Source organism: Agrilactobacillus fermenti (assembly GCF_047943045.1).
Classification (GTDB): Bacteria; Bacillota; Bacilli; order Lactobacillales; family Lactobacillaceae; genus Agrilactobacillus; species Agrilactobacillus fermenti.
The window spans coordinates 354,910-373,860 of the sequence record NZ_CP181347.1; the positions used below are offsets into that span (position 1 = coordinate 354,910).

General features: G+C 39.4%; 17 protein-coding genes and 3 pseudogenes. 14 read left to right on the forward strand and 6 right to left on the reverse strand.

Annotated elements, in window-relative coordinates; all coding sequences use genetic code 11:
- Positions 1-12: 12 nt before the first annotated feature.
- Positions 13-1,539 (reverse strand): annotated as a pseudogene (gene glpK / locus ACNAN0_RS01600) (glycerol kinase GlpK).
- A gap of 291 nt (positions 1,540-1,830) precedes the next feature.
- Between glpK and ACNAN0_RS01605 the strand changes: the two are divergent.
- Positions 1,831-2,619 (forward strand): DeoR/GlpR family DNA-binding transcription regulator, encoded by a 789-nt coding sequence (locus tag ACNAN0_RS01605; RefSeq protein WP_416353664.1) that lies wholly within the window; start codon positions 1,831-1,833, stop codon positions 2,617-2,619.
- A gap of 102 nt (positions 2,620-2,721) precedes the next feature.
- Here the strand turns inward: ACNAN0_RS01605 and ACNAN0_RS01610 are convergent, their stop codons facing one another.
- From ACNAN0_RS01610 to ACNAN0_RS01620, 3 genes are all read right to left on the reverse strand, one after another.
- Complete coding sequence (locus ACNAN0_RS01610; protein ID WP_416353665.1) at positions 2,722-3,096, reverse strand: hypothetical protein; 375 nt, start codon at positions 3,094-3,096, stop codon at positions 2,722-2,724.
- Positions 3,097-3,290: 194 nt separating this feature from the next.
- Positions 3,291-3,893 carry a hypothetical protein gene (locus ACNAN0_RS01615; protein WP_230914510.1) on the reverse strand — a complete coding sequence of 201 codons (603 nt, stop codon included), beginning with the start codon at positions 3,891-3,893 and terminating at the stop codon, positions 3,291-3,293.
- A gap of 27 nt (positions 3,894-3,920) precedes the next feature.
- Positions 3,921-4,811, reverse strand: a complete 891-nt coding sequence (locus ACNAN0_RS01620) for an ArsR/SmtB family transcription factor (protein ID WP_416353666.1) — start codon at positions 4,809-4,811, stop codon at positions 3,921-3,923.
- A gap of 286 nt (positions 4,812-5,097) precedes the next feature.
- On the opposite strand from ACNAN0_RS01620, the gene ACNAN0_RS01625 reads away from it, so the two are divergent.
- The 10 genes from ACNAN0_RS01625 (at position 5,098) to ACNAN0_RS01670 (ending at position 14,760) form a co-directional block, all read left to right on the forward strand.
- Positions 5,098-6,063 carry a family 43 glycosylhydrolase gene (locus ACNAN0_RS01625; protein ID WP_416353667.1) on the forward strand — a complete coding sequence of 322 codons (966 nt, stop codon included), beginning with the start codon at positions 5,098-5,100 and terminating at the stop codon, positions 6,061-6,063.
- Positions 6,064-6,108: 45 nt separating this feature from the next.
- The gene (locus tag ACNAN0_RS01630) at positions 6,109-7,371 is read left to right on the forward strand and encodes an oligosaccharide MFS transporter (RefSeq protein ID WP_416353668.1); all 1,263 of its coding nucleotides are present in this window, start codon (positions 6,109-6,111) and stop codon (positions 7,369-7,371) included.
- 245 nt (positions 7,372-7,616) lie between these two features.
- Positions 7,617-8,657: a phosphate/phosphite/phosphonate ABC transporter substrate-binding protein gene (locus tag ACNAN0_RS01635; RefSeq protein WP_416353669.1), complete on the forward strand. Its 1,041-nt coding sequence runs from the start codon at positions 7,617-7,619 to the stop codon at positions 8,655-8,657.
- A complete protein-coding gene (gene phnC / locus ACNAN0_RS01640; RefSeq protein ID WP_416353670.1) occupies positions 8,657-9,397 on the forward strand; it encodes a phosphonate ABC transporter ATP-binding protein in 741 nt (246 codons plus the stop codon). The genes ACNAN0_RS01635 and phnC overlap by 1 nt, the downstream gene beginning before the upstream one ends.
- Positions 9,398-9,401: 4 nt before the next feature.
- Positions 9,402-10,220, forward strand: a complete 819-nt coding sequence (locus ACNAN0_RS01645; protein WP_416353671.1) for an ABC transporter permease subunit — start codon at positions 9,402-9,404, stop codon at positions 10,218-10,220.
- Positions 10,217-11,080, forward strand: a complete 864-nt coding sequence (locus ACNAN0_RS01650; protein WP_416353672.1) for a PhnE/PtxC family ABC transporter permease — start codon at positions 10,217-10,219, stop codon at positions 11,078-11,080. Before ACNAN0_RS01645 ends, ACNAN0_RS01650 begins: the two co-directional genes overlap by 4 nt.
- A gap of 20 nt (positions 11,081-11,100) precedes the next feature.
- Positions 11,101-11,895 (forward strand): phosphonoacetaldehyde hydrolase, encoded by a 795-nt coding sequence (gene phnX / locus ACNAN0_RS01655; protein WP_416353673.1) that lies wholly within the window; start codon positions 11,101-11,103, stop codon positions 11,893-11,895.
- Positions 11,892-13,010, forward strand: coding sequence for a 2-aminoethylphosphonate--pyruvate transaminase (gene phnW, locus ACNAN0_RS01660; protein WP_416353674.1), 1,119 nt, complete (start codon positions 11,892-11,894; stop codon positions 13,008-13,010). Before phnX ends, phnW begins: the two co-directional genes overlap by 4 nt.
- A gap of 277 nt (positions 13,011-13,287) precedes the next feature.
- On the forward strand, positions 13,288-13,986 hold the full coding sequence (locus ACNAN0_RS01665; RefSeq protein ID WP_230914500.1) for a YoaK family protein: 699 nt from the start codon (positions 13,288-13,290) through the stop codon (positions 13,984-13,986).
- An 18-nt stretch (positions 13,987-14,004) separates the two neighbouring features.
- Positions 14,005-14,760: a glycosyltransferase family 2 protein gene (locus tag ACNAN0_RS01670; protein ID WP_416353675.1), complete on the forward strand. Its 756-nt coding sequence runs from the start codon at positions 14,005-14,007 to the stop codon at positions 14,758-14,760.
- Between the two features lie 66 nt (positions 14,761-14,826).
- Here the strand turns inward: ACNAN0_RS01670 and ACNAN0_RS01675 are convergent, their stop codons facing one another.
- Positions 14,827-15,471, reverse strand: a complete 645-nt coding sequence (locus ACNAN0_RS01675) for a helix-turn-helix transcriptional regulator (protein WP_416353676.1) — start codon at positions 15,469-15,471, stop codon at positions 14,827-14,829.
- A gap of 51 nt (positions 15,472-15,522) precedes the next feature.
- Positions 15,523-15,774 carry a cupin domain-containing protein gene (locus ACNAN0_RS01680; protein WP_416353677.1) on the reverse strand — a complete coding sequence of 84 codons (252 nt, stop codon included), beginning with the start codon at positions 15,772-15,774 and terminating at the stop codon, positions 15,523-15,525.
- Between the two features lie 288 nt (positions 15,775-16,062).
- Between ACNAN0_RS01680 and ACNAN0_RS01685 the strand changes: the two are divergent.
- The 3 genes and pseudogenes from ACNAN0_RS01685 to ACNAN0_RS01695 all read left to right on the forward strand — a co-directional run bounded on the left by ACNAN0_RS01685 (position 16,063) and on the right by ACNAN0_RS01695 (position 18,845).
- Positions 16,063-17,203, forward strand: a pseudogene (locus ACNAN0_RS01685) (IS3 family transposase).
- A 236-nt stretch (positions 17,204-17,439) separates the two neighbouring features.
- Positions 17,440-18,417: pseudogene (locus ACNAN0_RS01690) on the forward strand (IS30 family transposase).
- A 197-nt stretch (positions 18,418-18,614) separates the two neighbouring features.
- Positions 18,615-18,845 (forward strand): hypothetical protein, encoded by a 231-nt coding sequence (locus ACNAN0_RS01695; RefSeq protein WP_416353678.1) that lies wholly within the window; start codon positions 18,615-18,617, stop codon positions 18,843-18,845.
- The last annotated feature ends 106 nt before the right edge of the window (positions 18,846-18,951 follow it).

Sequence of the window (18,951 nt, forward strand, 5' to 3'; positions counted from 1 at the left end):
CCATTTTAACCCTTATTCAGTCGTCTCAGCTTTGTAGGGTACGTGTTTGAATGCTTTTGTTGCTGCCACTGCCGCTTGCCAGCCAGCATATAGATTTTGCCGCTGAACTTCGGGCATCTTAGGTTGAAATTATAGACCAGTCGCGTAGTCAGCTTTGATTTCATCAATATCCTGCCAATAACCGACTGCCAAGCCAGCTAGGAAGGCAGCACCTAATGCAGTTGTTTCTAAATCATGTGCGCGCTGGATCGGGATATTCAGAATGTCTGCCTGGAATTGCATCAAAAAGTCGTTACGGGCGGCACCACCATCAACTTTGAGTAGTGGAATTTCAATACCGGTATCTAGTTGCATCGTATCCACCACATCTTTCGTCTGATAAGCGATTGCCTGTAAGGTGGCCTTGATGAAATCTTCTTGAGTCGTGCCACGCGTTAAGCCGAAAACAGAGCCTCGCGCATCTGCATCCCAATAAGGCGCACCAAGCCCAGTGAAAGCAGGCACAACGTAAACTTCATTATTATTTTGTGAAGCCACGGCAGCTTTTTCAGAGTCGGGGGCACTTTGTACCAACCGCATCCCATCACGTAACCATTGAATGGCAGAACCAGCAACGAAAATACTACCTTCTAGGGCATAATAGACTTTACCGTTGATGCCGTACCCAATAGTTGTCAGTAGATTGTTAGCTGATAATTGTGGCTTTTCACCGGTGTTCATGACAATGAAAGAACCTGTCCCATAGGTATTTTTTACCATACCTGGTTCAAAAGCCATTTGTCCAAACAGGGCGGCTTGCTGGTCACCGGCCATGCCTGAAATTGGGACTTCACTGCCATAGAAGTGGTAGTCTTTGGTGTAGCCATAAATTTCTGAATTAGAACGGACTTCTGGCAGCATAATTTTAGGAATATTCAATAATTTCAGAATATCATCGTCCCATTTTAAATCGTGAATATTGTATAGCATCGTCCGACTAGCATTGGAATAATCAGTCACGTGAACCGCACCACCGGTTAGTTTCCAAACGAGCCAAGTATCGATCGTTCCGAAAAGCAAGTCGCCTTTTTCAGCTCTTTCCTGAGCGCCAGGGACATGGTCTAAAATCCAGCGAATTTTAGTAGCTGAGAAATAGGCGTCAATGATCAGCCCAGTTTTGTCATGAATCAGATCGGCATGACCATCTGCACTCAATTGGTCGGCAATTTCAGAAGATTGCCGTGATTGCCAAACGACGGCATTGTAAATGGGTAGGCCGGTTTTCTTGTCCCAAACGACCGTTGTTTCCCGTTGATTAGTGATCCCGATACCTTGAATCTGGCCGGGTTTGATACCTGATTCAATAAATGCATTGGCGATCGTTGATAAAGCCGCATTCCAGATTTCGTTAGGATTGTGTTCAACCCAGCCGGGATGTGGGAAATATTGTGTGAATTCTCGCTGTGAGTCGGTAACTTTATTACCCTGATGGTCAAAAATGATTGCTCGGGTACTCGTCGTGCCCTCATCGATTGCTAAAATATATTTTGCTTGATCCATAATGTGAACTCCCATCATTGTTATTTTTAGAAAGCGTTATCATTTATGACGAAAGTATACCTGAAAAATGTTAGAATGTTAACTGATATCACATAAATTAACGATTACACAAGGCGTAAACAGCTATAAAATTAGAAAAACAAATGTTCCTTAACAACAAATGTAAGCGTTTAATTTGTTATTTTAAATGGACTGATTAGAAAAATTAAATTTTAAAAATTTTTGTTTTGCGGTTGATTGTGACGCTTTTCTTATAGTTGCTCAGAACGTGTCCGAACCGTAAAATAATGAATGGATAGAAAAGGATGGGAACAAGCTATGAGTCAGACACAACGTTTAATTCAAATTAAAGAAATCATTGAACAGCAAGGCTTTACAACGATCAATGATTTAGCAGAGCGCCTGGATGTTTCGACGATGACCATTCGCCGAGACCTAGCTAAAATGGTGGAGCGTAATGAGGTACGCTTGCTTCGAGGTGGCGCCGAACTCGTGGAGAAATTTCTAGCTGAACGGACGATCAACGAAAAAAGTGTGTTAAATCTCGATGCTAAAAAAGCTATTGCCAAATTGGTGGCCCCATTGATTCCTGAAGATTCAGTGATCTATTTAGGCACAGGCAGTACTGTAGCTTTACTCAGTGATTATTTGACCCAACATTTCTTACGTATCACGACTAATAGTCTGACTGCTTTTAGCCGCATTGCCAATGCACACCCTGATTATGAGGTGACTTTGTCTGGCGGACGTTTACGACCTAAATCTGGTGTCTTGATTGGCGGCGTTACGGATACGATTTTAGAACGCTTAAATTTTGATTTGGCGATTGTGAGTGCGGATGGGGTCACGACGGCTGCTATTTCCGATATCATTGTTGAAGAAGGTCGGGCTCAAAGCCTTGCCCTGAAAAATGCCAAGGAAAGGTGGGTCATTGCTGATCATAGTAAATTAGATCAAGCAGCTTATTTTCCTTTTTTTGAATTACAAACGATGCAGCGTCTATTTACAGATCGCGTGACCAGTGATCAATTGCGCCGATATCAAGGTGTGATCAATGTGAATACCGTTGGCGGCGAATGAAGTGTAATTTTAGTAAAAGATAATGGTGTGTTCAAAAAAGAGCGATACTGGAACAAAATTTTTGTTTTGTCTCAGTATCGCTCTTTTGATAGCTCCATTAAATTATTTTTTTCTATACCGCTTAGTAATCCAAGCTATTAACTCTTTATGCGCTGCAACCACGTAGCCTAAAATGGCGCAAAACGGACCAAACTTATTTGGTGCAAAGATAAGGCAGACCAGAAAGGCCACAATCACAAGACCTATGCCAATGTGGATAAGAACTGCTTCGGAAGTGAACCGACTGCCAAGTTGGGTAAAAAGCCATTTGATAATGGGGGTTGCTACGAAAACTGAAAGAATCAAGATGGGCAAAGGAATTTTGGACTGTAACTTAAAAGCCGTGGGAACTACGAAGAATAGAGTGATACCAAGGGCAAAAGCAATGACAAAAGTTTCACTACTCAAGTAGTTGGACAAACGCTCTCTTAAGGTCATGATAAGGCCCTCATTTCTCAACATGTAAGCCGCAACTATATGAAATTAAACTGTTATTTTATAACTAAATAATAGCTGGTTTCAAGATGAAAATCAATAAAATAGATTACGGTATTTAGTTATTTTATTTAGGCATAAATTAACCTCAAAACTGCTTGTGACTTAAACAATGCTTAAAAGACCTAAACCATATCTCAAGCATTTTCTTCAAACAATAGCACACGAGCAAATTCGAGTAAAATCGGCTCCAAATATGGGGAGAATTTATCCCAGTTAAGATTAATAAAATGCTTAAACTTACTTAGACTACCCCGTTCCAAAGTTTTACTACCTGTCAATAAATGTCTTAAGTCTAAGGCCAGCTCCTGTAATAAAACGCGATCCTTTTCAGTGGGCAGGTCATTTTTGAACTGCATAAGTTGCGTTAATAGTTGCTCGTAGATATGGGCATCATAATTAACAGCGCTTACAAATTGTTCTGGTAAAGATTGCTGATGCTGGTGTGCCTCTTCAGCCTTTAGTCGCTGTAAATAAGCCTTTCCAGACGCAGTAAGCCAGTGTGTCGCATCATTATTAAATAGCTTTGCGCCGCCAATATAGTCAACAATCAAAGTTATCGTCAAAATTTTTTCGTGTTTTTGATCCATAGATACCAATTCTGTGAGGATTTCTGGGACAGTGTAGTAATTATTCTTACCAAATTCAATTAATCGTCGAATTGTCTTTAAGTTGACTTGATTGGCTTGTGTATCTAAGAAACTCAATAAAAATTCCCGCTTTTTTTCAGAAGGATTCATCATATAACCACCTTATTAAATGTGGGTTCAACTGTGGAATAATTTCATTTGAATATCTTGATTATAGTTGCCGAAATTATGGTCAAATATGGTGCAGCCACCACGATGACGGGCATCTTTTTTCACCTCAAAACGCACGGTGAAAGTAGGTTCATGCCAATCAATAGTGTCAATTGAAACATCTGTAAAAGGTTGGCCATCTAAGTAACTACCATGATTGGTCACGCGTAAAATCTTTAATAACCCATATTGATTGACGTTATCTGGCACCCAATCAGGTGTGTATTTACCGCGAATATCGGAAAAGTCACCCGGGCTGGTCCAAGTACCAATTTCAGTTTGATTGATTGAAATGGTAATGTCAGATGGCCAAACATTGTTGGAAAAAGGAAATTCAGAGCCTAATTCCATTGATAAATCTAGTATTTCCAGTTTATCATCTGTTTCCAGATAGTTTGGGAATTGATATTCAACATAGCCATCTATCCACCAGATCATCCCCGCTTTGACACGATCAGGACTCATGAAGTACTGGGGATTATCGACTTTGCCAATATAATCATTTTGACCAGCTAAACCACAAGAAGGTGTGACTGAATAATCTGTAAACTGACCTACTGGAATCTCTACCGTATACATGGCAAAAGCCGGGTAGATCGTCTGGGGAAAGTGAATATTGATATTATCGACTTTTAAGTAGGATAGTTTTTTGTGACAACTGCGTTCAAAGCCAATGATACCAGCTGCTTCGAGTTTATTTAAGTGCATCAAAACAATGGCGTTGCTTAGATTTAAATGTTGGGCTAATTCTTGAATACTCATTTTTTGATGCGTCAATAACTGAATGATCTGAAGTCGAACTTCACTGGATAGTGCTTTATAAACAACAAGTGAATCTTTTGAGATTTCTAATTCCAAGTGTCTCAACTCCTATGACTAAGTTAATTATAACGAGCATTAAAAGATAAATGAATCAATGTTTAGCTTTTGGTAAGGGCTTTCAATGTTAGTTTAGAAATATATAAATCTTTCACCGTAAAACTGATTGAATGCAAAATAAGATTAGCAAATACATGAATCTTACGCAAATTTGGCTTTAAATTTAACAAGCATTATTGTAATCGCTTTTTTGTCAACTTATGATGAATTTGTGCATAAGTAAGAAAGCGCATACGTAAATTTAGTTTAGTAAAGGAGTATTCTCATGGTTCAATATACTAGTCCATTAATTATTCAACGGGCAGATCCCTATATTTACAAACATACCGACGGCTATTATTACTTCACGGCTTCAGTACCCGCCTATAACTTAATCGAAATTAGACGGGCCAAAACTTTAGAAGGCTTGGCTCATGCGGCACCAAGAACGATTTGGCGTAAGCATGATCAAGGGCCAATGAGTCAACTGATCTGGGCACCTGAATTGCATTATATTGATCATAAATGGTTTATCTATTTTGCGGCAGCAGAAACAACCGCACTTGATCAAAACGGCATGTTTCAACATCGCATGTTTTGTATTGAATGTGACGCTGCCGATCCCATGGCTAGTGAAGAAAATTGGCAGGAAAAGGGCCAAGTTAAAACACCGATTGATTCCTTTTCACTAGATGCCACTGTTTTTGAAGCTAATGACAAACTGTACTATGTTTGGGCCCAAAAGGATCCACAAATCAAAGGTAATTCGAATCTTTATATTGCTGAGATGCGTAATCCTTGGACACTTAAAACAGCGCCAGTCCTGATTTCTAAACCAGAATATGATTGGGAAACGATTGGATTTTGGGTCAATGAAGGGCCTGCTATCATTCACCGCAATGGCCGTTATTTTCTAACTTATTCTGCTAGTGCCACCGATGAGCATTACGCCATGGGCATGCTGACAATTGCCGATGACGTGGACTTATTGAACGCTAGTAATTGGCATAAGTCAAAAGAGCCCGTGTTCAAAAGTGATTTAGTAACACATCAATATGGTCCGGGACATAACTCCTTTACGGTTGCCGAAGATGGGCAGACAGATTTGATGGTCTATCATTGTCGCAATTATACCGATATCAAGGGGGATCCTTTGTACGATCCTAATCGGCATACAAAGGTTCAAGCTTTCACTTGGCATGAAGATGGGACGCCAAACTTTGGCAAACCTGAACCTTATAACTATAAATAGTAAGCAATAAGCAAAGTTGCAAAGTACATTGGAGGTACTTTAAAAATGGCAAACAATAGTAACAGTTCGACTAATAAAAAGAAGAAGGACTTTTGGGGCTTTCCAATGACCCATTTTACCTATTTCTTCATGTGGCAAATTATTTTTGGCTACTTAACTTTATGGATGGAACAGGTTGGACATATGAACGGTGCCCAAGCAGGAATCGTTTTTTCAGCAATGGCCGGTCTTTCACTTTTATTCCAACCCGCTTTTGGGGTTATTTCTGATAAGCTATTATTCAAGAAAAATCTCATTTTGACAATTGCCGTTGCAGCAATGTTAATTGGACCGTATTTTCAATGGGTATTTTTACCGTTAATGCACATTAATTCTATGTTAGTTGCGATTGTTACCGGGGTATTCTTGTGTTTTATCTTCAACGGTGGTGTCTCAGTTATCGAGCAGTACGTACAACGTGCCAGTCTTGCCAATGGCTTTGAATATGGTCATTCACGGATGGGCGGTTCATTAGCTGGTATGATTGCTTCGTTTTTAGGCGGCAAATTGTTCTTGATGAATCCTAACTCAATATTTTGGGCATGTTCTGTTTCAGCAACGATTTTACTAGGTCTATTATTATTTAGTGATAAGATCCATCTAGAAAATGCCGATGCTGCTGGTGGCACATCTAATTCTTTGGATATGAAACAAGTTGTTTCAATTTTCAAATTAAAGAATTTCTGGTATTTGTCGATTTTCTTCGTAGGTGCTTCAGCAATTTATGATGTTTTCGACCAACAATTCATTATTTTCTTCAAATCTTTCTTTGCTTCTGGTGCCGCTGGTACGACGGCGTACAGTTATATGACGACCGCGCAAATTGGCTTAGAATTTCTACTGATGTTCCCAATGCCTTGGATCATTAATAAAATAGGCTCTCGTAACGGTTTGATTGCCTATGGCTGTATTTTGGCTTTGCGGATCATTGGTAGTGCCTTGTCACCTAACTTGACGATTGTTATTATTCTACGATTATTAGCTGGCTTTGAAATGCCTCTTGTTCTAGTCTCTATTATGAAATATATTACAGGGGCGTTCGACGTGCGTTTGTACGCGACAATATATGCATTAGCAGCCAACTTTGCCAAACAGATTTCCGTCTTTATTTTCTCTTCAGTCGCCGGTCACTTATATGATACGATCGGTTTCCAGCATACTTATTTGATTCTTGGTGGTATTGTTGCACTTGTTACAATTTTTGCAGCTTTCACTTTGAAAAAAGAAGATCCAATTCAAGCCGGTGAAATTGAAGAAAAGACAGTTTAAATTGATTCATTATCTATTTTTTAGCTATGAGGAAGTGATGCCTTAACCAACAATTCAGAAAATAAAATTTCATACTTTTCCAGTCTTCACGTGTTGTTTCTAGCCGAAAGAAATGACTTGCCGACGTGGAGGTTATTTTTTATACACCTGTTTACATGGTTTTTACATAAATTCAATCTTATCCTTACATTCAATTGATATATTGAATGTGTTCTAAAAATATGACTTATCGGAGCGAGATAGAGATGAAAAAAACTTCAAAATTATTGTTATTAGCATTAGGTGTGACATTGGCAGTTGGGGTGTCTGCTTGTTCAAAACAAGCGCAAGGTGCTGACAATAGCGGTTCAGGTGACAAAGATAAGATCACGATGGTTTTTTATCCTAATGAATCGGCTAAAGATTTTGATGATTCCCGTGCAGAACTACAGAAGAAAATTGAAGATGCTACTCATAAGAAAGTGGTTATGCAAAAGACAACTGATTATAATGTCGCAATTGAAGCAATTGCTTCTGGAAAAGCGCAATTAGCATTTATGGGCGCTGATGGCTATATTCAAGCGCGCAGTCTAAATAAAAAAGTAAATCCATTAGTTGTACTTTCAGGGCCTAAAGGTACCTTAGAAGGGGCAAGCTATCGTTCTTACTTAATGGTACCCAAGGCTAAAGCTGATGCCTACAAAGATGGTGATCAATATAGCTTGAAAGGTGTAAAAGGCAAGAAAATTTCCTTTGTTTCGCAAAGTTCAACTTCTGGTTTTGCTGTGCCAACGGATGCCATTCAACGTGAATTCAAAGTTAAGGATAAAGATACTTTAAGCAACTCAGGCAAGTTCTTTAGCAAAGTGATGTATGGCAATACTCATCCAGGTTCAGCTGTAAATTTACTTAAAGGTGATGCAGATGTGGCTGCTTTTGATGATATCGATTTATACCCCTACTTAAAATTAACTTCTGGCAGCTATGACAAAGCCGGTTCAGAATTTACTGTTAAAGATGATGCTAAAGCCCCATTCCAAGACCTACATGGCAAAACAGCCGTAGCTATTGAAGTTTCTCCAGTTCAAAACGGGCCATTGGTTGTTAACGATAAAGCGTTGGCTAAATCTGATCGTGACAAGATTCAAAAGGCTTTAACATCCAAAGAGTTTGCTGAAGATAAGAAACTGTTTACAACACCTGGTTCCAAGACAACGTCACTATTTCAAAAGACTGGCGCTGATACCCACTTATTACCAATTAGTGATAGCTGGTATGCGCCAACACATAAATTGGTGGGTAAATAATGTTAGAAATCAAGCACTTGAATAAAACTTATGAAGCTGGACGACCGGCTTTGAAAGATATTAATGTTTCAATCGGTAAGGGCCAGTTTGTCGTAATTTTAGGGCCTTCGGGTGCCGGGAAAACGACTTTGTTGCGCAGCATTAATCAATTAATTACTAGTGATAGTGGTGAAATTGATTTTGAAGATCAAAATTTACGTCTTTTGAATAAGCAGCAATTGCGCCAAAAACGGCAGAAAATTGGGATGATCTTCCAAAATTATAATTTAGTTGAGCGCTTAACGGTCATTGAAAATGTATTGCATGGGCGTTTGGGTCAAAAGAACTTATGGCAAGGCATGTTCGGTGTATTTTCTCAGACTGAAAAACAAGAGGCACTACGCTTGCTGCAAGAGGTTGACCTGCAAGGCTTTGAATTGAAAAATTGTAGTGACTTAAGTGGCGGTCAGAAGCAACGCGTTGGGATTGCTCGAGCTCTGATGCAGCATCCGCAAATTATTCTCTGTGATGAACCGGTAGCTTCATTAGATCCTGCTTCATCAGTGATGGTGTTGGACTTGTTGAAAAAATTAACGGTAGAAAAAGGGATCACTTGTATTGTTAACTTGCACCAAGTGGATTTAGCTTTGGATTATGCAGATCAAATTATCGGAATCAAAGCTGGTGCTATTCAAATCAATGAACCTAAATCACAAGTGGATAAAGCTATGTTACAAGCACTGTATGACAAGGAGTCTTAGCTTCATGAAATCACTTGAAAATGGCTTGAATTACCAAGATTTACAGACGCAGTTACGCCAGAAACGGCACAAACAATTCTGGACATTATTAGTAGTAGGTGGCAGTTATCTCGTTTTAAGTTGGTTATTGCATTTTAGCAATACGATTGGTATCTGGGCTATTCCTAAGAGTTTCAGTTGGTTATTTATTAATTTTGTCCCTCATGCACAGACAATGCAGACTTTACCAGATATTCTAAGTAAATTGTTAGCGACGATTGGATTGGCGATTTCCTCAGCATTTATTGCGGCCATCTTTGCCATTGGGTTAGTCAGCTTTTGTGCACCGGTAATGCCCCATTATCGCGGGGTCAAACGGATCGTCCGCTTAATTGCCAGCTTTTTACGGAATATTCCGCTAGTTGCTTGGTCTATGCTGTTGCTATTCACATTCAAACAAAATGATTTAACAGGTTTTCTAGCCTTATTTCTCATGAGTTTGGGTTTTCTACTACGTGCTTTTCTGGAGATTATGGAAGATGAGTCTAGTCAAATTGCCGAGGCGTTACAAGTTACTGGTGCTGGGGGACTGGTGATTCTTTGTCGGGGTGTGTTGCCGACAGTGATGCCACAATTTGTAAGCTGGATCTTGTACATGATTGAGAATAATATTCGTGATGCAACGTTGGTCGGTATCCTCACTGGGACAGGTATCGGTTTTGTCTTTGACTCTTATTTCAAGAGCTTACGCTATGACTTAGCAGGGATTACAGTTCTATGTATCATTGTTGTCGTTATTACTCTGGAAAATATTTCAGCACAGTTAAGGCGGGTGATTGCATGATTATTGAACCAAGCGACCAAACAAATGTTTCATTAACGACTGAAACGACTAAGCCAAAACAACAAAAAATAAAAATTCATCGCTTGAATGCTATGAAGGTTGTTCTTGGCGTTTTGGCAGGGTTGACGTTACTTAGTTTCATGACAATGGATCGAGGCAGCGTTCCTCTAATCAAGGCCACCAGTGAATTTTTAGTTAATTTGAAATATATGTTTTTACAGCCCAAAATATCAGTGAATTTATTGCAGGGACTAAGTAATAGCTTGTTACTGACATTAGGCTTAAGTATTTTAACAACTTTTATCGGTGTATTTTTTGGCTTCATCTTTGCCGTTTTATCAGCAACAAATTTACTGGATCGGCGCTATACACTAGTTGCTCGAAGTATCATGGCCTTTATCCGGGCAGTACCCACGATTTTGTGGGTACTTGTCTTCTCTATTGTTTGTGGTTTAGGGATAAATGCAGCTGTCTTAGGATTGAGCTTGCATAGTATTGCTTATTTAGGGAAGGCCTACTCAGACAGCATTGAAGCTTTAGGTATGGATAGACTGGAATCATTTAAGGCTTCTGGGGCAGGTTTTTGGGCTACGGTCTGCCAAGGGGTGATTCCAAGTATCAAACCTGCCTTGATTTCCTGGTCATTTATTCGGTTGGAGATCAATTTTGCCAACGCTGTTGCCATTGGCGCAGCTGCCGGTGCTGGAGGTATCGGTTATCAGCTATTTGTCAGCAGTGCATTTGACTTTGATTTCCACGAAGTAGGGACAATTGTCTATCTGATTTTGATAACAGCAATCATTTTAGAAGTTATTGCCGTTCAGATTCGAAAACAATTTATAGACACGACTCAAAGATAAAAGGGAGTAAGCGGATAGATATGATCAAAGGGGTTATTTTTGATTGGGCTGGCACAACCATTGATTACGGTAGCCAAGCACCAGTTACAGCTTTTAGAAAAGCTTTTGCGGCCGCAGATATTATTTTGACTAATGCTGAAATTCGTCAGGATATGGGGATTGCCAAACGCGATCACATTCATAAAATTTTTAACCAACTAGAGGTTCAAAGAAACTGGCAGAACCGGTATGGGCGTTTGCCTTTGGAATCAGATGAATTCTCAGTGTATCAAGATTTTCAAGAATTGCTTGCTAAGAGTATTACAGAATTTACGGCGTTTAAACCTGGCTTACGTAGTTGTCTTAAATATTTCCGAGAAAGTGAGATTCAAGTGGGTACGACCACCGGTTATACGCGGGAAACCATTGAACAAATTTTGCCGCACGTCGCAAAGCATGGGTATGTGCCGGATGCCATCGTGTGTCCAGAAGATGTCAACGGCCATGGCCGACCAGCACCAGATATGATTGAACGCAATATGGCACTGCTGAAACTATCAGATCCCAAAACACTGATTAAAGTTGGCGATACAATCATGGACGTCGCAGAAGGTCAAGCTGCTGGCGTAACTACTGTTGCTGTCATCGAAGGCAGCAGTTTAATGGGGCTATCAAAAATTGAATTTGAGTCATCATCAGAACATCAAAAAGAATCGTTGCGTCAGAACTTACGAGAACAGTTTAATGCAGCTGGTGCAAACTATGTGATCAATAATCTTTATGAATTACCGATGCTGATTGACGTTTTAGACAAACAGGAGGTTCTAACCAATTGAAAGCTATTCAATCTGTTAAGCAACCTTATTTGTTATTGACACCGGGACCACTATCAACGAGTGATGCCGTTAAGCAAGCCATGCTGATTGATTATTGTACTTGGGATGAAGACTACAAAAAAGTCACGCGAGAGGTGCAGCAGGGCATTTTAAATGTAGCTGATTTGGATGAAAAGTATGTCGCCGTTTTGTTACAAGGTAGTGGATCCTATGGTGTGGAATCTGTGATTAGTTCAGTTATTCCTAAAGAAGGTAAGCTACTAATTGCTGCGAATGGTGCTTATGGCAAGCGCATGGCCGAAATGGCTGATTGTTATGGCATCGAACATGTTGATTATTTAACCAAATCGACAGAAATACCTAAGCTAGAAAAAATTCAAGTAATTATTCAAGAAAATCCAGATATTACCCATTTTGCGATGGTTCATTGTGAGACCACGACCGGGATTCTCAATCCAATTAAGACGATTGTACCTTGGGTGGCAGATCAGGAGATTGTGACAATTGTCGATGCCATGAGTAGTTTTGGTGGGATTCCTATCGATTTTGCGGCGACTAAGATTGATTTCTTAATTAGCAGTGCTAATAAATGCTTGCAGGGTGTGCCAGGCGTGACTTTTGTGATTGCTGACAAAGATAAATTAGTGGCTACAGCTGGCAATGCGCGGACTTTATCCTTAGACCTATACGATCAATATGTTGTCATGTCTGCGCAAGAAGGTAAATGGCGCTTTACATCACCTACCCACGTTGTCCATGCATTGCATGAAGCACTCCGAGAATTGCGAGTAGAGGGTGGCGTTACTGCAAGATATGAGCGCTATCGTGAAAATCAACGTTTATTGTCAATGGGGATGCATGCGCTTGGCTACTTACCTGTTATTGATGCTAAAGTTCAGTCACCAATTATCACGTCCTTCTATTATCCAAATGAAGACTTTGACTTTAATGATTTTTATCTGTATCTGAAACATCATGGTTTCGTGATTTATCCAGGGAAATTAACAGAATTGGATACATTTAGGATTGGCAATATTGGGGAAGTCTATTCTGAGGATATCCAAAAGTTATTACATACAATCGCAGCTTATAATCAAGCGCGGGTTGTGTTGTAAACTGTAATTTTATAATGTCAATTTATTGAACTAAGTTATGAATATTGTTACGAGGTCGAAGCAAAGATAATATTTTGTTTTCGGCCTCTCTTTAGTTACGAACAATTTACTTTTAAACGTGTTTCAAAAGGAAATGCGCTTGGTCTTACGCTCATAGATTTACTTAAGATCTAGTAATATTTTTAGTGTGATGCTGAGTAAGTTTAATTGCTTCTGTGTTTAGAGCTGTATATAATACCGGCAGTATCGTAATTTAAGTGAAACAGAAGTGAGTTATTTGGCGAAACAAACAATTAAAAATCAACCAATTTATGAGACACTGTTGATTGGCGTTTTGCTAGCTGCTGTGGGCGGTTATATGGATGCGTATACGTACATGATTCGCGGCGAGGTATTTGCTAGTTTACAATCAGGAAATGTTATTTTGCTAGGCATTAATTTGGCAGCCGGACGTTTTACGGCGACAGTTCACTACTTAGTACCCATTCTATTTTTTGCCTTGGGCGCTGGTTTTGCTTATTTGATTGAACATTACTTTGATAAGCGGGAAGTTTTTATTTGGCAGCAATTAAGTGTTTTAATTGAGTTGTTAGGAATATTATTAATTGGCTTATTAGCACCATGGTTACCTAATTTATTAGTGACGAGTGGCTTGTCACTTTTTGCAGCTTTTCAAGTACAAACATTCCGCAAGTTAAATGGGCATCCTTTTTCAACAACAATGACCACTGGCAATATCAAGTCGGTGGGTGCAGCCTTGTTAGGTTGGTTGTTTGTCCCTAAGACTCGTCCGACAAATCGCTTGTTGTTAATAGATAGTTTATTAATTGTTTTCGGCTTTGCGGCTGGGGCATTCTCAGCAGCGATCCTTTTACCATTTTGGCAGGGTAGCACAATTATTGGCGCAGCTATTATTTTGATGTTTGTTTTTGGTTTAACTCAATTAGATTTTAGAGCACATCCAAGTAAGTATTAAACGTGGGGAGGGGTCATAATGGTTAAAGATAGTAGCAATGTATTAGATGTCGTTGTACCCATCTACAATTTGAGTGGCTATCTAGCTGATTCGTTGACAAGTCTGGCAAAACAGGATACCGATGATTACCGAGTTATTCTAGTTGATGACGCTTCAACTGATGATACAGTAGCGATTGCCGAAAAATTTCTAGAAAAATATTCCAATTTCCAATTGATTCAATTACCTCAGCATATGGGCGCGTCAGCTGCTCGAAATGCAGGTATTGATGCGGCTTTAGGAATTGGGATTGCGTTTGTAGACGGGGATGATCGCGTAGAAACGGATTATGTTCGTCTTTTGACACAAGGTTTGGTAGAAAATAACGCTGATATTGCTGCCGTTGGGTATACATGGCACTCACCCGTTGGTTTTGGAAGTTTTAACCGCATTCGACCAGCCGAGTGGACACCAATTACCAAGCAACGAATGCTACAAGAAGTTCAAACACATGGTAGTACCATAGGTGGTTATATTTGGAACAAAGCATTTAGGCGGGAGTTATTAAATCAGCACCAACTCCGCTTTGATACACGCCTGCAAATTGCCGAAGATTATTTGTTTACCACCGAAGCGGCTGCAGCCGGAGAACGTTTTGTATATTATGACCGTGTTTTATATCATAAAGTCAATCGGCCAGGTAGTACGATTCATTCACGGACTTATAAAATGCGGAGTCAGGAAGCAGAAGTATTTGCCCAGATGGCAGAGATTGCGCGTAATAGTCAAGCGTAATGAATATATATAAAGCACAGTCAGAAGTATTTCAATAATATTTCTGATTGTGCTTTTTATATTCCTCTAATGATGAAATCTTTCATCGTAGTTCACATATTCTTTTGTTAAGGGTTTTTCGGGGTCAAAACTACTGCTGTCTAGGAACTTTTTTTGGTAAGCGTTTCTGAATTCAGATGGGGTTAGATTCAGATGTGCTTTAAAATTTTTCATAAATTGTTTTTCATCACTATAAAAAGCCATACTAGCCACTTGTTTGATTGGTAAATTTGTTTTTAAGAGTAGCTTTTTGGCGGCATCTAACTTGAGTTCGTTGATATATTGAATCACGGTCATCTGAGTGTGGCTCTTAAAGATTCTGACCAAATAATGAGGATTGAGTTCGAAGTTGTTCGCCACATCATTGACGCGTAGATTTTCACTGAGGTTAGCTTGAATCCAACTTTTGATCACATCTATGCGCGCTTCCATAGTTGAAGTTGGTTTATCAGTTAAGGTTTGATAATAATCAAAAGAGAGTTGTATCAGTAGAGTAGTCAAAAAATAATCTACGGATAAAGAAGTGAAATAATTGTTTTTAGCCACGTCTAAGATTTGATTAGCAATGATGTAGGCTTTATCAATAAAGTTGATTTTAAATTGAACGGGTAAGGCAATTTGCTTTTGAGTAAATAAATCACCCAGATCTTGTTTTAATTGGTTTTCAGCCATTGAACGTGTTTCAAACCCATTAGGTTTTGTGAAAAAGTGAAACCAATAGTATTACGTGTTTGCCGGTGAATCCTTAAAGCCGTGTAAATGGTGGTAAGGCGGTAAAGCCAGGCAATCGCCTTCATGGAGTTCATAATAATGATCATCAACTTGTAGATAAACCGTACCACTGATGATGAGCATGATCTCAAAGTTACCATCATGGTACATTTGTTTGTGCTGCCAGTGCGGGCCAGCTGTAAATTTTCCTGAAGAGATATGCAGGACCGGTTCTTTGATGTCAATACAGGTTATCTTTAACATACGATTACCCTTTCCATGTTCAAGAGCTATCTAGAAATAGTTATTCATCTATATTATATTTATTATATACTGCCGCATGATATAGAACAAAAGTAAATTCTAGTAGCTGTCAAAAAGACTGAACCGTAGAAATTCCGGTTCAGTCTTTTTGATTAATTCATAGCATGTAAAAAAGTAGGCATACGGCATCCACGACAATAATAATCAAGAGTAGAGGCAGTGATGTTAGGATGATTTCATGGACACGGTTTGGTAGAATCTAACTACTAAGAATAGGACGTGTCCAAAATGACCAAAAAGAGAAAAACATTTGATGAAGATTTCAAGAAGATGATCCTTGACCTCAACCAATCTGGTCACTCGATCGATTCGTTAGCCGAGGAATATGGTATCGCTACGCAAACAATCTACCGCTGGAAAAAGCTTTATACCAAAAACGAAAAAAATGGAGTATCCGAAGCAGAAATTTTAGCTATGAAGAAAGAGATGGCTCGTATGAAGGAGGAAAATGCCATCTTAAAAAAAGCCTTGACCATATTCGCTCAAAAGTAGAATCAACTATCGTCTTCCGAATATATCCAATCAAATGTCAAAAATCATGATATCAAGCAAATGTGTGCTGCTCTATCAGTGCCAAGGTCTAGTTATTACCAATGGCTTAAAAAACGGCCCTCTAAACGTGAAATTGAGAATGAACGTCTTTGTCGATTGATCTCAGGGATCTATTTTGAGAATAAGGGTATTTATGGTGCTCCTAAGATTCATTACCTTCTCATCAGTCGAGGTGAGCATATTTCCTTGAAGCGAGTTCAAAAACTCATGAAAACGTTGGGCCTACGGCCATCACTGTTAAGAAGTATCAACCGAGTCGATTTTCAAAGCCAATAACCGAAGGCCGAAAAAATTTATTGAACCAGGACTTTACAACAACGACTATCAATCAAAATGGGCAACCGATATCACTTATATTCACACTCGAAAAGACGGTTGGACTTATTTATCTACGATCCAAGACCTCCACACTAAAAAGATCATTGGCTGGAAATATGGCAAACAAATGACCGTAAAACTTGTTCTTGACACACTTGAACATGCTCTATTGAATAATGTGCCGACCAAGGATTTGATCATCCACTCAGATCTTGGCGCTCAGTACACTAGTGCTGCCTATGAATCCAGATTACAAGAACTAAATATTCAGCATTCTTTCAGCCGAAAGGGCTGCCCTTATGACAACGCCGGTATTGAATCATTTCACGCCTCAGTCAAAAAAGAGGAAGTCTATCCTGCAAAGCTGTACGAAGATTTTGAAGTAGCCCATCGGGCTATCTTCCAATATATTGAAGGTTTTTATAATCGTAATCGGATCCACAGCAGTATCGATTATTTAACTCCAGAACAAATGGAGAATTTAGCTAAGCGAGCCTAAATAACCATTATTTTTTGACGCATATTCCATAACGGGCTTCTTCATCACTTCGATCAGATGTCAAACGGTGTGGGTTTGATATTCGATCGAAGTGATGAAATAATCGCCCATCGGAATATCGAAAAAAATCTCTCAAATCGTGTCCAAGATATTGACTCAAATCCAAATGACCCATAGCTAGAATCCTGTACAATAAAGGTGCTACCAACAACATTATTGAAAGAGAGGTCTTAGCTATGAGCCACTACCACCATCTTACCATAGAAGAACGTGAACAGATATTTTTAATGCGTGCCCAAGGAGAAAATATCTTGACCATTGGTCGGTCCCTTCAACGCAGCCCTTCAACGATCTATCGTGAACTTGCTAGGAATCAGGACACACCTAATTATTCACCTGCTAAAGCACAAAGATCTTATACAGACAGAAAGCATAATTGCGGTAGGAAAAGAAAGCTGACAGATCCTGAAAATCTTAAGATCGTCCAACACCTGTTTTTAGAATGTCATTGGTCTCCTGAAGAAATTGAGAACCGTCTAATGGTCGAACATCATCAGCTCCAGATCAGCTACAATACAATTTATCGGGCTATTCAAAATGGCACATTCGACCAACAAAATCAAAAAGCTACCCGTAAACTGCGCCATCGGGGTAAAACACGTCATGCCAAAGGGTATGTAGAAAAACGCGGTAAAATTCAAATCAGTCACACCATCCATGAACGGCCATTGGCCGCCAACGCTAGAACGGAGATCGGTCATTGGGAATTAGATACCATGGCAGGGAAAACTGGTAAAGCGTGTGTTGTAACGGTCGTTGATAGAAAATCAAGATATACCTTGATTGGCAAGGCTGCCTATAAAAAAGCTAGTGCTGTCACAGAAGCTCTATTGAAATTGACGAGCCAACTACCGATCAAATTGATCAAAACGATCACGCCCGATCGCGGTAAAGAATTCACAGCCCATCAATAAGTTACTGAGAAGACGGGGATCGAGTTTTATTTTCCTGATGCCCATGCACCTTGGCAAAGAGGGACTAGTGAGAATACCAATGGTTTGATCCGCGAATATTTACCCAAGGGCCAAGATATCACAGCTTCCGATAGAGAGATTGCTCAATATACAAGCCAATTGAATCACCGGCCAAGGAAATGTTTAGGTTGGGAAACACCCTACGAAGTATTCTACGATAAGAGTTTGCATTTAATTTGACAATTCAAGGGGCAAAAAACGATCGTACCAGTTGGTGAAGGTATCTTTGACTTGAGTGAGGCTTTACAGCTGATCTTTGAAAGCTTGCCGGAACCATTTGTAATTCTTGACGAAACGCCACAAGCGGATCGGACACGATCATTTATTAGATATAAAACTTTATTAAAAAAATTAAATATTGAAAGGTAAGGCATATTATGGATAGAAAAATCCAAATTGACCCAGGTAAGTTTGCACTGGCCGTTGCTGGAACAGTTAGTGATGGACCAGATGATGTTCGTGTCAGTAAAAGCGCATTATTACGTTATTTGACGGCTTACTACTTAGTACAGCAATTTAATGAGTTAGAAGCTGATCAGTTTAGTTTTAAGAATAGCGCTAATTTCAAACATATGATTGAAGGCTTAGATAGAATTGTACCCCATTAAGTATGGCAAAATAGAAAAGATGTAATTAAAGACAGGTGTGAAATGATTTTTGTTTCACACCTGTCTTGACATATGTCTAGACCACCTGTATGCTTTTATACATGTC